Below are 14625 nucleotides of genomic sequence, written 5' to 3'. Positions count from 1 at the left end.
GCTCTCCAGCGCAGGGTGCGGGTGCGGATCGGATGCGGATGCGGATGGATGGCAGCGGCAAGCGCCGCTCCCAGCACCGCCGGTTCGCGTCCCCCATCGCCGTGGCGCTCCCCGCCGTCCAGGCAGGGCCGATGCGGGTGCGCCGCTTGCTAGGCGACGCCTAGACTCGACTGCCCCTGTCCCGACAAGGGAATTCCTGCCGATGCCTGTTCTGCCCGCCGGTCCCGCCGGTATGCCCCCCGAGGGCCGCAACGACGCGGCCGCACTGGTGCCCTCCTCCCCGCCGCAGCCCGGTGCACCGGCCGCGCCGCGCCGCGAGCACTTCCTGGACGGCGGCGGCGAGATGGGCGCGCGCATGCGGGCCCTGGACTGGACCCGCACGCCGCTCGGTCCGCCGGACGGCTGGCCGCGCTCGCTCAAGACGGTGCTGCGGATGATGCTGGACTCCCGCTACGCGATGTGGCTGGCGTGGGGCCCGGAGATGACCTTCTTCTGCAACGACGCCTACCTGCCGACGCTGGGCCTGAAGCGCGAGTGGGCGCTGGGCGCGCGCTCCGAGCGGGTCTGGGCCGAAGTCTGGGATGCCGCCTACAGCCGCATCCACCATGTGCTGAGCACCGGCGAGGCGACCTGGGACGAAGGCCTGCTGCTGTTCCTGGAGCGCAGCGGCTTCCCGGAGGAGACTTATCACACCTTCTCCTACAGCCCGGTCCACGACGACGAACTGCGCGTCAACGGCATGTGGTGCGTGGTTACCGAGGTCACCGACCGCGTGATCGGCGAGCGCCGCTTGCGGGTGCTGAAGGACCTGGCCACGCGCACCGTCGGCGTGGAGCAGCAGGACGACGTCGCGCGGCGCACCTGCGAGGTCCTGTCCGACTACCCGCTGGACCTGCCCTTCACCGCGCTGTACCTGACCGAGCCCGGCGGACAGTGGGCGCGTCGCGCCGGCTGCACCGGACCGCTCGCCCACGACGCGGCCGGCGAGGCGTCGCATCGCGGCGCCGCCGAGGCCTTGCCCGAGCGGCTCGACCTGGTCGATCCGCCCGACGGCTGGCCGCTGCGCGCGCTGGTGGACGGCGCGCCGGCGCAGGACCTGCCGTCGATGGCGGCCCTGGGCGTGTCGCTGCGGCTGCCGGAGTGGCCGGAGCCGCTCGAGCGCGCGGTCCTGCTGCCGCTCAAGAGCGCCGGCCGCGAGCCGGCCGGTTTCCTGCTGGCCGGCGTGAGCCCGCGCCGGCCGCTCGACGAGGCCTACCGCAGCTTCCTCAACCTGGTCGCGGGCCAGCTCGCCGCGGCGCTGGCCGACGCCTCGGCCTACGAGGCCGAGCGGCGCCGCGCCGAGGAGCTCGCCCAGCTGGACCGCGCCAAGACGGCCTTCTTCTCCAACATCAGCCATGAGTTCCGCACGCCGCTGACGCTGATGCTGGGCCCGCTCGAGGACCTGGTGACCGCGCCCGACCTGAGCGGCCCCCAGCGCGAGCGCCTGGCCCTGGTGCTGCGCAACGCGTCGCGCCTGCAGCGCCTGGTGAACACGCTGCTGGACTTCTCGCGGATCGAGGCCGGCCGCGCGCTGGCGCGCTTCGAGGCCACCGACCTGGCGGCGCTGACGCGCGACCTGGCGAGCACCTTCCGCTCCGCGATGGAACGCGCCGGGCTGGACTTCGAGGTCGACTGCGCGCCGCTGGACCAGGCGGCCTGGGTCGACCGCGAGATGTGGGAAAAGATCGTCCTGAACCTGCTGTCCAACGCCTTCAAGTTCACCCTGCGCGGGCAGGTCACGGTGCGCCTGCGCGGCCAGGGCCATGACCCGCGGCTCGCGGTGCTGGAGGTCGCGGACACCGGCGCCGGCATTCCCGCGGAGGAACTGCCGCGGGTCTTCGAGCGCTTCCATCGCGTCGCCGGCGCCGAGGGCCGCACCCACGAGGGCTCCGGCATCGGCCTGGCGCTGGTGCAGGAGCTGGTCAAGCTGCACGGCGGACGGATCGAGGCCTCCAGCGTGCAGGGCGAAGGCTCGCTGTTCCGCGTGCTGCTGCCGCTGGGCCGGCAGCCCGCGTCGCCGGCGCGATCGGGTGGATCGGCGCCGCTCCCCGTCGCCGCGGCGGCCACCACGACCGGCGCCAATGCCACCGCCAATGCCGCCACCACTGCAGCCGCTGCTGCCACCGCCATTACCACGGGCGCGGCCACCACGACTGGCGCTCGCGCTTTCGTGGAAGAGGCGCTGCGCTGGCTCCCGGCGCCCGAGCCGGTGAGCGACGGCGAGCCCGGCCGCATCCAGGCGGGCGGTTGGGCCTCGGCCGACCCACGTTTCGCGGCGACCTTCGGCGCGCGGGTGATCGTGGCCGACGACAACGCCGACATGCGGGCCTACCTGCGCGACCTGCTGTCGCCCTGCTACGCGGTGGAACTGGCGGCCGACGGCCTGGAGGCGCTGGAGGCGGCGCGACGCGAGTCGCCGGACCTGGTCCTCAGCGACGTCATGATGCCGAAGCTCGACGGCCTGGCGCTGCTGGCCGCGCTGCGCGGCGACGCGCGGCTGGGCGGCGTGCCGGTGGTGCTGCTGTCGGCCCGGGCCGGCGAGGACGCCCGCATCGAGGGCCTGGATGCCGGCGCCGACGACTACATGATCAAACCCTTCTCGGCCCGCGAGTTGCTCGCGCGGCTGGGCGCGCTGCTGGAACTGCGCCGGATGCGGCAGGCGGCGGAAGCGGCCTTCCGGCTGCGGACGGCGCAGTTCGAGACCCTGCTCAACGAGGCGCCGATGGGCGTCTTCCTGGTCGAGCACGACGGCACCGCGCTGCGCATCCGCGAGGCCAATCCGACCGCGCGCGCCACCTTCGGCGATCCGCCGGACCTGATCGGCTCGCGCTTCGATGCGCAGGTCGAGCGCCAGTGGGGCCACCCGCTGGCCGACCAGATCCTGGCGCTGTTCCAGCGCACCCTGGAGACCGGCGAGCCCTACCACACGCCGGAGTTCGTGCAGGAGCGCAGCGACCTGGGCGTGACCGAGGCCTACGAGTGGCAGATCAGCCGCATCCCGCTGGCCAGCGGCGCGCCGGGCGTCGTCTGCTACTACCGCGAGATCTCCGCCCACCTGAGGGCGCGGCGGCGGCTGGAGGCGGCGGACCGCCAGAAGGACCAGTTCCTGGCGATGCTGGCCCATGAGCTGCGCAACCCGATCGCGCCGATCCGCAGCGCCGGCGACGTGCTGAGCCGGTTGGGCCTGCCGGACGAGCGCTCGCGCAAGATGGTCGACATCATCCGGCGGCAGGTCGAGACGCTGACCCGGCTGGTCGACGACCTGCTCGACGTGTCGCGCATCACCCAGGGCCGGGTGGAACTGCAGCTCGGGCCGGTGCTGCTGCCCGAGGTCATCGCCCAGGCGGTGGAGACGGTCGAGCCGCTGATGCGGGAGCGCCAGCACCGGTTCTCGGTGACGCTCGGCGGCCCGCCGCTGCGAGTCTGGGGCGACCAGGCCCGCTTGATCCAGTGCGTGGCGAACCTGCTGACCAACGCGGCCAAGTACACCGACCCGCTGGGCCGCATCGAGCTCTCGCTGCGCGAGGAGCGCGGCCGCGACGGCGCCCCGGGCCAGGCGCTGATCACCGTCAGCGACGACGGCATCGGCATCCCGCCCAGCCTGCAGCTCACCATGTTCGACCTGTTCGTCCAGGGCGACCGCACCCTCGATCGCTCGCAGGGCGGCCTGGGCATCGGCCTGTCGCTCGTCAAGCAGCTGATCGGCATGCACGGCGGCCAGGTCGGCGTGCACAGCGAGGGCAGCGGCACCGGCGCCCGCTTCGAGCTGCGCCTGCCGCTGATGGACGCCCGGGCGCTCAGGGCAGTCCCAGCAGCTTGAGGCCGCGCGTCAGCGTCTGCCGCGTGCCCCAGTAGTCCTGCCAGGGATCCTGCTTCTGGAAGCTGAGCCGGTCGCGCGCATTGGCGATGGTCCAGTGGTCGGCGCGCTTGAGCTCGCCCAGCTCGTCCCAGGCGATCGGCATCGACACGCCCAGGCCGGGCCGCGCGCGGGCCGAGAAGGCGCAGGCGGTGGTCTGCCCTTCCCCGTTGCGCAGGTAGTCGGGAAAGATCTTGCCGACGCGGTTGCGCGGGCCGCTCTTGGCCGAGAACTTCTTCGGGAAGGTCTCGGCCAGGTGACGCACGACGGCCTGGCTGAAGGCCTTCACCGTGGCGTGGTCGTGGCGACGGTCGAGCGGCACCACCACGTGCAGGCCCTTGCCGCCGCTGGTCTTGAGCCAGCTCAGCAGGCCCAGTTCCTTGAGCAGCGCGCGGGTGATGCGCGCCGCTTCCACCACCGCGCCGAAAGCCACGCCCTCGCCGGGATCGAGGTCGACGATGAGCCGGTCCGCGCGGTCGAGCCGGTCGTCCTGCGCGTTCCAGGTGTGGAACTCGATCGCGTTCATCTGCGTCATCTGCATCAGCGCCGCGGCGTCGGGGATCACGATGAGCTCGTCGCCCTCGACGTGCTTCTGGAAGAACAGCTGGCCCTCGATGCCGTCCGGCGCCCGCACGATCGCCACCGGCCGGCGGCCCAGATGCGGCCGCATCCATTCGATGACGCTCTCGTAGTAGCGGACCAGCTCGATCTTCGTGTGGCCGGTGGACGGATCGATCACCCGGTCCGGATGCGTGATGCGCAGCTGGCCCGACGGCGCGGCGGCGGCGGTGGCCGACCGCTTGTCCTTCGCTGTTGGGGACGCGCGCTTGGCCTCCTTCGCGGGCTTGACCTCCTCGGCGGGCTTCGCCGATTCGCGACCCACGTCGCGCGGCGCCTTGTCCACGCGCACGCCCTGGAACGAGGCGTGACGGACATGCCCGTCCGGCGTCCACTCGGCGAAGGCGACCTCGACCACCACCGTCGGTTTCACCCACCGGGCCACGCCGCCGCTGCGGCCGCTGAGCTTGGCCCAATGGCTGCGGGCGATCGTGGCCTCGTCGAAATGCGGCTGCTTGACCTCGAGCGCCGCCAGCTGCCCGTGCAGCTCGCCGGCGAGCTTGAGCGACCAGCCCGTGCCCACGCGGCCCGCATACCGCAGCGCGCGGCCCTCGTAGTAGCCCAGCAGCAGGCTGCCCAGGGCCTTCGCGCCGTCGGACCGGTCGGTGAAGCCGACGACGACGAACTCCTGCCGCTGCTGGCACTTCAGCTTGATCCAGGCATCGCTGCGCGCGGAGACGTAGCTGCTGTCGGGGCGCTTCAGGATCAGCCCCTCGAGCCGCATCTGGCAGGCCGCGGCCAGCATCTCCTCGGGCGGCACCGCGAAGTCCTCGCTGAAGCGCAGCGGCCCGTCCTCCTGCCCGGCCATCAGCGCGCGCAGCACCGCGCGGCGGTCCCGCAGCGGCACCTCGCGCAGGTCGTGACCGTTGAGGAAGGGCACGTCGAAGAGGAAGTAGACGAGGTCCGCCTGCGCGCGGCGCTTCGGATGGCCGATCGCGTTCTGCAGCAGGTTGAAGTCGGGGGCGCCGTCGTCGCGCAGCACGACGATCTCGCCGTCGAGCCAGCCGTTGTCCAGACCCAGGCCGGCGACGGCCTCGGCCAGCGTGCCCAGGCGATCGGTCCAGTCGTTGCCGCCGCGGGTGATCAGGCGCACCTTGCCCTTGTCGACCCGCGCCATCAGGCGATAGCCGTCGAACTTGGCCTCGGCGATCCACTCGCCCGGCGGCGTGGCGCTCACCAGCGTCGCGAGCTGCGGCGGCAGCTCGGCCGGCAGCCGCGCCTTGCGCGCGCGGCTCAGGTCCGGGGTGGCGGCGGTCGCGTCCGCTTCACCGGCCTCGCGCTCCTCGATCAGCCCCAGTGGATGCTGGATCACGCTGTCGGGCAGCGCGAGGGTGACGTCGTAATCGGCATGCGCGCGCTCGCGGCCGTCGTGCTTCTTGATCAGCAGCCATTGCTCGCGCTTGGCGGCATCGCGGGAGGTCCGCACCAGCTGCCACAGCCCCGCCAGCTTCTGTCCATGCAGGCGGAAGACCAGCTTGCCTTCGCGCAGGCCCTGCGCCGGATCGCCCTCGGGCTCCCAGGTGCCGTTGTCCCAGACGATGACCTCGCCGGCGCCGTACTGCCGCGGCGGGATGGTGCCCTCGAAGCCGCCGTAGGACAGCGGATGGTCCTCGACATGGATCGCCATGCGGCGCTCCTTGGGGTCGTAGGACGGTCCCTTGGGCACGGCCCAGCTCAGCAGCACGCCGTCGAGCTCCAGCCGGAAGTCGTAATGCAGGTGACTGGCCCAGTGCTTCTGGATGACGAAGGACAGCGCCTGCGGTCGCGCCGCGCGGCGCGGGGCGGTGCCGCTTCGCCGGCCGCGGGCGGCACGCGCGGACGCGGCCGGGGCGTCGTCCGGGGTGTCGTCCGGCTCGGGCGTGATGCGGAAGTCCCGCTTCTGGCGGTAGCGGGACAGCGGGTCCTGGCGGGTGGCGCTCGGCATGGCGGATCAGCGCCGGCCTCAGGCCGACTTCTTCCTGGACTTGCCACCCAGGCTGCGCTTGAGCAGCTCGGTCAGGTCGACGACGTTGCCGCCCTCCTCGCCGGCCTCGGGCGCGGCTTCGAGCGGCGTGACGGTCTCGGTCTCGCCCTCCTCCACCTTGCGCGCGATCAGCTCGCGGATCGCGGCGGTGAACTCGTCGTGGTAGTCCTCGGGATGCCAGTCGCTGCTCATCTCGTCGATCAGCTGCCGGGCCATCTGCAGCTCGCTGGGCTTGAAGCCGTGCGCGGACTTGCCTTCGGCGGGCAGGTTCAGGTCGTCGCAGGGGCGGATCTCGTTGGCCCAGCGCAGCATGCCGATCATCAGCGCCGGTCCGGCGGGCAGCAGCGCGGCCAGGTGCTCCTTGCTGTGGATCACCAGCCGCGCGATCGCGATCAGGCCGGCGTCCGACATCGCCTCGCGCAGCAGCGCGTAGACCTTGCCGGACTTGCCGATGGGCTCGAGGTAGTACGGCTTCTCCAGGTAGACGAAGGACACCTGCGTGGCCGGCACGAAGGTCTCGATCTCGATGGTCTGCGTGGTGGTGGGATAGGCCTTGCGGATCTCGTCGTCGGAGACCAGGACGTAATCGCCGTTGTCCTGCTTCACGCCCTTGACGATCTGCGTCTTGTCGATGTCCTTGCCGGTGCGCTTGTTGATGCGCTTGTAGCCGACCGGATCCATGCTGCGCTTGTCCAGCCAGTCGAAGTCGACGCGCTGGTCGCGCGAGGCGGGATACAGCGACACCGGCACGTGCAGCAGGCCGAAGCTGATGGCGCCCTTCCAGATCGCTCGCCGGGCGGCCGGCGCGTCGTCGCTGTCGCCGCGCGCCGCGCCGCGTCCCGAGGACTTGCCGTGCGCGGCATGGTCGGCATTGGAGGCACGCGTGCGGCGCGCGCCCGCGCCGGAGCGACCGGACGCACGCGGCGGCGCCTTGCGAGTGGTGCGGGTCGTGGAGGAAGAGCTTCGAGACGGCATGGGGACCTCGGCGGGGCAGCGTCCTGGGAATGCCGGAGCGGCAAATGACGCGCCCGAGCCGGCGGGCCGCGGCGGGCACCCGGCTTGCTCTGAACTGGGGATGGAAACAGCGTCCCTGCGAGACCAACATGACCCCGGAGACCCACGCCATGCTGCCTGTCCGCCCGTCCCCCGAGATGCCCGATGCGGCGACGCATGCCTCGCCGTCGGCGGCCGCGGGGCGTCGCTTCGCTGACCGGCGCGACGCGGGACGCGAACTGGCGCTGCGGCTGGCCGCTTATGCGCACCGGGACGACGTGACGGTGCTGGCGCTGCCGCGCGGTGGCGTGCCGGTGGCGGCGGAAATCGCGCGGGCGCTGGACGCGCCGCTCGACATCCTGGTGGTGCGCAAGCTCGGACTGCCCGGCCAGCCCGAGTACGCGATGGGCGCGATCGCGTCGGGGGACGTGCGGGTGCTCAACACACAGGTGATCCAGCAGCTGGCGATCAGCTACTCGGCCATCGACATCGTCACGCGGGCGGAGATGCGTGAGCTGCACCGGCGCGAGCGGCTCTACCGCGGCGACCGGCCGATGCCGGCGATCGAGGGTCGGCAGGTGATCCTGGTCGACGACGGCATGGCCACCGGGGCCACGATGCGCGCGGGGGTGCAGGCGCTGCGCGACCTGCAACCGGCACGCATCGTGGTGGCGGTGCCGGTCTCGGCGGCCGAAACCTGCCACCTGATCTCGCAGGACGCGGACGAGGTCGTCTGCGGGCAGACGCCGGAGCGCTTCCGCTCGGTCGGGCAGTGGTACGAGACTTTCGAGCAGACGACGGATGACGAGGTGCGGCGCTTGCTGGCCAACTCGGCGGAATGCCGGGCCATGGCAAAGACCTAGGCCGCGGCGAGTGCCGGATTCCCTTGCGGATTCGGGGTCGGGCCCGTTCGCAGCAGGTCGATGAAGGGGTGGGCCGCCAGAAAGGCCAGAAACTCCGCATCTTCGGTGAGCAGAGGTCGCTCCGCGCTGGCCGAGAGGTCGAGATCATCCTTGCGCGAATGCCAGATCGCATACACGCGACCCAACTGATGACGGTGAAGGACTCGTAGCTGATGCCGTGGACGAGATGCCCGTATCGGCGATATAGCTCCAAGGCGATCCAACGGGTCGATTCGTAGCTGGGTTCCAGCTTTCCCTGAAGACGGAACGCCGCACGATTACGCCCGTCGATAGGGATGAAGATCGCCGGTCGTCCCGGTGAGAACCTCACCACATGGAACTTGGAGGCCGCATCTTCGTCCCAGTAGAAGCGATCGTCATCCGCGTCCCAGAACAGCGCGCGGACCTCCATTGCGCTCGATTGAATGTTGGTCGACGTGTACATGACGGCGAAGGACTCACCGTGCCCTGGCGGGGGATCGACTCGGTTGGTACGGAACTCAACAGGTGGGGGTTCCCAATCTGCGTTGGGGTGCTGATAGGACCGCAAAAGCGTGACCGTCCCCGCATCGAGAAGTTCCAATTGGAGTTCCTGCCCACGGAACGGCGGCACGCGCACGGGCACTTGGACGTCGTCCATCAGTTCCTCCGATGCATCAGTTCGTCGTGCGCCGCGCCGAGCACGGCGCGAAGGCGGCAGGAAGCGTCCTGTGCATACAGCCATGCGGCTTCCTGCTCGATCGGCGCGTCGTACAGCCGATGTCCCAACAACACTTCCAATGGCGTCGCCCACGCCAGCATGTTGTTGGGTGCCCTGAAGAAGGAGGCGAAGTGCTGCTCCGTCATCCACGTCTGCCCGGCATCAATGGCCCCGTAGAAGCGGGCGAGGATGGCCTTCAGCGGCGCACCAGCCACCTCCGGCAATGCCTGATAGAGGCCATACAGCCGATATCGCTTGGATCGGCTGACGAAGCTGAACAGTTGCCGGTCCCGGTCCATCTGCTCGACCGTCGCCGGGCTCACCTGGAGCAAGGCCGCCAGTTGCGCTTTCGACCCGAACGTCGTAGCAAGTATGAAGACATGCGCATTGACTTCCGGCGCAGGATCACTCGGAAAGGCCAAGGCATCGATCCCGGGCATCGTGCTGGCGGGCTTCGACATTGAAACGGCTCGAGGGTCAAGAGTTTCGATCACTTCGTCATCGGTACCTCGTTACCGAGGCCGCGTCCATCAACACAGAGGTCCACCACTGTGCCGATCGCGCGTCCGTCACACGATGACCGAAATCCCTGCCAACCGAGTCCATGCCTAGAAGAACGCGCAGTCACGCCCACTCGAACTTGTGCGCGACGCCGCCATGCGGCGCTCCCATGCAAACGGGCGCCCGAGGGCGCCCGTCTTCGTCGTCGGCGAGAACCGCCGGAATCAGCTGAACAGCCGCCGCGCCACCGGACTGCCTGCCGCGAGGTCGCGCGCGGCCAGCGACTTGTAGAGCTCCGCCAGTTCCTGCCCGATGGACTGGAACGCATGCAGGTTCAGGACCTGGTTGCGGTCGTCGCAGATGTCGGCCTCGAAGTTGCGCGCCAGGTTGCGCGCCGACTCCTGCCAGGTCGCGAAGGGCTCCAGCGCCTCTGGCGTCTGCAGCACGTCCAGCGACAGCGTCAGCTCGCGCAGCGACGAGGCCTGCGGATCGTCCGCCAGCGCCGCCTGCGCATCGAAGTTGAGCGTCAGCAGCGGCGGCGCGCCCTCCTCGGCCGACGGCAGCACCAGCCGGCCCGGCATCGCGCCCGGCACGAAGCCGTGGCGCAGCGCGCCCTGCTGCACGAAGCCCAGCGTCCAGGCCGCGCCCCGGGCGCGCAGCACGATCGCCAGCTGCGCGTCGTGGCTGGCCGCGAACTGGTCGAGCTCGCGCGCCCGCGCCACCACGTCCAGCATGTCGGGGAACTCCGGCATCGCGCCGATGCCGTCCGCGAAACCCTGGATCTTCTGCACGAACTCCGAGTACTCGATCTCGTTGAGCGCGCCGCTGCGGTTGGCCATCTGCAGCCCCGCCTGGAACTCGCCGTAGCGCTGGCCCGGATGCGGCAGCTCCCACTCACCGCTGTCCGCGTTCAAGCCTTCGATCTGGAAGGGCTTGGTCCCGGCGCGCCGGCTGCCCGGCAGGTGCGACAGCGCCATCTCGCCGCTCACCGGCGAGTCCGGCGCCAGCGTCGCGATCGCGTCGATCAGCGCATCGATGCGGGTCGAGGCCTTGCGCGTGCGGGCCACCGCCGGGACGGTCTCGTCCAGCGTCCGCAAGTCCGGCAGCGGCTCCCCGTCGGCGGCGCCGTCCAGCGTCACCGGCGCCTGGCCCGGCGCGGCACCGCCGGCACCCAGGCTGGGCTCCTGACGGTCGCCCACCGGCGCGAGCGGCTCCGCGCGTCGCGGCCCCGCCTTGCGCGCGCTCCACCAGCCCTGCGCCAGCAGCCCCACCAGCACCACGCCGCCCAGCGCGGCCAACAGCGTCGTCAGGTTCCAGTCCGTCGTCATCGCTCGTTTGCTCCTGCGGCCTCGCGCGCCTCGTGCCCCACAGGCGCCGCGATCACCGTCGTCATCCTCATTGCTCGGCCATCGCCAGCGCGGATTCCATGTCCACCGCCACGATGCGCGACACGCCCTGCTCCTGCATCGTCACGCCGATCAGCTGCTTGGCCATCTCCATCGCGATCTTGTTGTGGGAGATGAACAGGAACTGCGTGATCTTGCTCATCTCCGACACCAGCCGCGCGTAGCGCTCGGTGTTGGCGTCGTCCAGCGGCGCGTCGACCTCGTCCAGCAGGCAGAACGGCGCCGGATTCAGCTGGAAGATCGCGAACACCAGCGCGATCGCCGTCAGCGCCTTCTCGCCGCCCGACAGCAGATGGATGGTCGAGTTCTTCTTGCCCGGCGGCTGCGCCATCACCTGCACGCCGGCATCCAGGATCTCGTCGCCGGTCATGACCAGCTTGGCCTGGCCGCCGCCGAAGAGGCTCGGGAACATGCGGCCGAAATGCTCGTTGACCTGGTTAAAGGTGGAGCCCAGCAGGTCGCGGGTCTCCAGGTCGATCTTGTGGATCGCGTCCTCCAGCGTGGTGATTGCGCTGGTCAGGTCGGCGAACTGCGAGTCCAGGAAGGTCTTGCGCTCGCGCGCGGCGCCCAGCTCGTCCAGCGCCGCCAGGTTCACCGCGCCCAGCGCCGCGATGTCGCGGTTGATGCGGTCGATCTCGCCCTGCAGCCCGTACAGCTTCACGCCGCCTTCCTCGATGCCCTTGGCCAGCGCCTCCAGGTCGACGTTCTGCGCCACCAGCTGCTCCATGAACTGCTGACCGCCCAGCGCGGCGGCCTGCTCGTCGAGCTGCAGCCGGGTGATGCGCTCGCGCAGCGGATCGAGCGCGCGCTCGATCGTCATGCGCTGCTCCTCGCTGCGCTTGAGGCGCTGGCTGAGGTCGTCGTAGTTGGCGCGCACGACGGCCAGCGCCTGCTCGCGCTCCATCTTCAGCGCCAGCGCGTCCTGCAGCCCGGCCTGCGCCGCGGCGTCGTCCAGTTCGGCGCGCTCCTGCGCCATGTTCTGCACCGTCTGCTCGTTGACCTGCACCTGCTGGCGCGAGGTCTCGATGCTGCGCTGCAGCTCGCCGCGCTTGGCCGCCAGCGCACGGGCGCTGAACACCGCCTCCTGCGCGCGCCGCTCCAGCACGCGCTGATGCTCGCGCGCCTCGGTCAGCTTGCGCTCGGCGTTGATCACCGACTCGTCGAGCTCGGCGTGCTTCTCCTGCGTCGCCGCGAGCTGCAGGTCCAGCTCCTCGAAGCGCGCCTCGCCCTCCATGCGGCGCTCCATCAGCGCCTCGGTCTGGGCGTCGATCTCGCCCAGCTCGTCATCGAGCTGCGTGCGCCGCGCGACGGCGGCCTCGGTCTGCTGCGCCAGGCGCAGCAGCTCGACCTGCAGTTGATGGGCACGGGCCTGCGTCTCGCTCGCCTCGCGCCGCACCACCGCCAGGCGCTGCGACGCATCGGTGTAGACGGCCTCGGCGCGGACCGCCTGGGCGCGCGACTCGTCGGCGATCAGCGTCTGCGCGCGCTGCTCGCGCTCCAGGTTCTCGATCTCCTGCGCGCGCGCCAGCAGGCCGGCGGTTTCGGAGTCCGGCGCGTAGAAGCTGACCGCGAACTGGCTCACCGCGTGGCCCTCGCGGGTCATGATGAGTTCGCCGTGGCTGAGCTTGGGGCGCTCCGCCAGCGCGTCCGCGATGGACTCCGCGGTGTAGATGCCCTCGAGCCAGTCGTTCATCAGCGCCTTCAGGCCGCTGGACTCCAGCTTGAGCTGGTCGGTCAGCGGCGGCAGCGCGCGATGCGTGTTGGCGATGTCGCCGCTGGGCAGCGAGTAGAACGCCAGCCGCGCCGGCGGCGGATCGGACGCGAAGGCCTGCACCGTCTCCAGCCGGCCCACCGACAGCGCGCCCATGCGCTCGCGCATCGCCGCCTCGAGCGCGTTCTCCCAGCCCGGCGTGATATGCAGCTGCGTCCACAGGCCCTTGATGTCCTGCAGCCCATGCTTGGCCAGCCAGGGCTTGAGCTTGCCCTCGGTCTGCACCTTCTCCTGCAGCGCCCGCAGCGCGGTCAGCCGCGCGACGATGTCGGTCAGCTTCGCGGCCTGCTGCTGCGATTCCTGCTGGGCCTGCTGGCGCGCCTCGTCGGCGGCAGGCGCTGCTTCCGCGAGTTCCGCCAGCCGCGCGTCGGCCACCGCCTGCTGCTCGTCGGCGGCGACAGACAGCCGCTTCACCTCGTCGAGCTTGTCGTGCTGCGGCGCGGCCAGGCCCTGGCGTTCCTGAGCCAAGCGCTCGCGGCGGCCGCGCAGGCCCTTGAGCTGCTCATCGACGCTGCGGCTTTCCGCCGCCAGCACCTGGATCTGCTGCTGCACCTGCGTGACCTGCGTGCGCTGCTCGTTGGCGCGCGCCTGCGCGGCGCGCACCTGGTCCTCGACCTCGGGCAGCTTCATCGCCTGGTCTTCGGCCTGGGCGGCGAGGATCTCGCTCTGCTCCTCGGCCTGCGCGATCTGGGTGGCGACGTCGTCCAGCTCCAGCTGCGCCTGCTCGGCGCGCTCCTGCCACTGCTGGTTCTGCGCCTGCAGCTCGACCAGCCGCTGCTCCAGCCGCTGGCGGCCCTCGACGACGTAGCGGATGCGCTCCTCGAGCCGGCTGACCTCCATCTGCGCCTCGGCCATGCGGCCCTGCGCGGCATGCAGTTCGTCGCCGGCGCCGTAGTGGGCCTGGCGGATGGTCTCGAGCTCGGCCTCGAGCTGGCGCAGTTCGGCCATCTTGGCCTCGAGCGCGTTGACCGCCTCCGCGTGCTCGGTCTTCACTCGCGTGGCCTCGCCGGCCGCGTCGCGGTGCTTCAGGAACCACAGCTGATGCAGCTTCAGCGTGCCCTGGTCCTGCAGGTGGCGGTAGTTGGCGGCGACCTCGGCCTGGCGCTCCAGCTTCTCGAGGTTGCTGTTGAGCTCCCGGAGGATGTCCTCGACGCGGGTCAGGTTCTCGCGCGTGTCCTTGAGGCGGTTCTCGGTCTCGCGGCGGCGCTCCTTGTACTTGGAGACGCCGGCGGCTTCCTCGAGGAACATGCGCAGTTCCTCGGGCTTGGATTCGATGATCCGGCTGATCGTGCCCTGGCCGATGATGGCGTAGGCGCGCGGGCCCAGGCCGGTGCCCAGGAACACGTCCTGCACGTCGCGCCGGCGCACCGGCTGGTTGTTGATGAAGTAGCTGGACGTCCCGTCACGCGTCAGCACGCGCTTGACGGCGATCTCGGTGAACTGGTTCCACTGGCCGCCGGCTCTGGCGCTGGTGTTGTCGAACACCAGTTCCACGCTGGAGCGGCTGGCCGGCTTGCGGTTGCCGGAGCCGTTGAAGATCACGTCCTGCATGGACTCGCCACGCAGTTCGCTGGCCTTGCTTTCGCCCAGCACCCAGCGCACCGCATCCATGATGTTGGACTTGCCGCAGCCGTTGGGGCCGACCACGCCGACCAGCTGGCCGGGCAGCTGGAAGTTCGTCGGATCGGCAAAGGACTTGAAGCCCGAGAGCTTGATCGAGTTCAGTCGCATCGGGGTGTGATCACCGGGCCGCCACAGCCTGCGCGTGATCTAAGCCTTTGATTTGATTGTGGAAACGCCCCTTGACGGGGCGCTCGATTCGCGGCGGATGATACCATCGCGCCCTTCGTCTTTTCCCCAGCCCCATGGCCAAGAA

The 14625-nt window shown here is 70.7% G+C and carries 8 protein-coding genes; 2 read left to right on the top strand and 6 right to left on the bottom strand.

Features of this window, described 5'->3' with window-relative positions:
- Window positions 1-202 precede the first annotated feature (202 nt).
- Window positions 203-3859 carry an ATP-binding protein gene (locus FHT37_RS04735; RefSeq protein WP_183479145.1) on the top strand — a complete coding sequence of 1219 codons (3657 nt, stop codon included), beginning with the start codon at window positions 203-205 and terminating at the stop codon, window positions 3857-3859.
- Here FHT37_RS04735 and ligD read toward each other — a convergent pair.
- Both ligD and FHT37_RS04725 read right to left on the bottom strand, forming a co-directional pair.
- Window positions 3837-6437, bottom strand: coding sequence for a DNA ligase D (ligD, locus tag FHT37_RS04730; RefSeq protein ID WP_183479143.1), 2601 nt, complete (start codon window positions 6435-6437; stop codon window positions 3837-3839). The genes FHT37_RS04735 and ligD overlap by 23 nt on opposite strands.
- A gap of 18 nt (window positions 6438-6455) precedes the next feature.
- On the bottom strand, window positions 6456-7451 hold the full coding sequence (locus tag FHT37_RS04725) for a Ku protein (RefSeq protein WP_091724342.1): 996 nt from the start codon (window positions 7449-7451) through the stop codon (window positions 6456-6458).
- Between the two features lie 149 nt (window positions 7452-7600).
- Between FHT37_RS04725 and FHT37_RS04720 the strand changes: the two genes are divergently transcribed.
- On the top strand, window positions 7601-8332 hold the full coding sequence (locus tag FHT37_RS04720) for a phosphoribosyltransferase (protein ID WP_255489486.1): 732 nt from the start codon (window positions 7601-7603) through the stop codon (window positions 8330-8332).
- On the opposite strand, the gene FHT37_RS04715 is transcribed toward FHT37_RS04720, so the two are convergent.
- From FHT37_RS04715 to smc, 4 genes are all read right to left on the bottom strand, one after another.
- On the bottom strand, window positions 8329-8508 hold the full coding sequence (locus FHT37_RS04715; RefSeq protein WP_183479141.1) for a hypothetical protein: 180 nt from the start codon (window positions 8506-8508) through the stop codon (window positions 8329-8331). The genes FHT37_RS04720 and FHT37_RS04715 overlap by 4 nt on opposite strands.
- A 502-nt stretch (window positions 8509-9010) precedes the next feature.
- A complete protein-coding gene (locus FHT37_RS04710; RefSeq protein WP_183479139.1) occupies window positions 9011-9532 on the bottom strand; it encodes a hypothetical protein in 522 nt (173 codons plus the stop codon).
- Between the two features lie 264 nt (window positions 9533-9796).
- On the bottom strand, window positions 9797-10900 hold the full coding sequence (locus FHT37_RS04705) for a cell division protein FtsZ (protein WP_255489485.1): 1104 nt from the start codon (window positions 10898-10900) through the stop codon (window positions 9797-9799).
- Window positions 10901-10967: 67 nt separating this feature from the next.
- Window positions 10968-14480, bottom strand: coding sequence for a chromosome segregation protein SMC (gene smc, locus FHT37_RS04700; protein WP_183479137.1), 3513 nt, complete (start codon window positions 14478-14480; stop codon window positions 10968-10970).
- Window positions 14481-14625: the final 145 nt, after the last annotated feature.

Source organism: Mitsuaria sp. BK037, assembly GCF_014193045.1.
GTDB lineage: Bacteria > Pseudomonadota > Gammaproteobacteria > Burkholderiales > Burkholderiaceae_C > Roseateles.
This window is presented reverse-complemented; position numbering and strand designations above follow the sequence as displayed.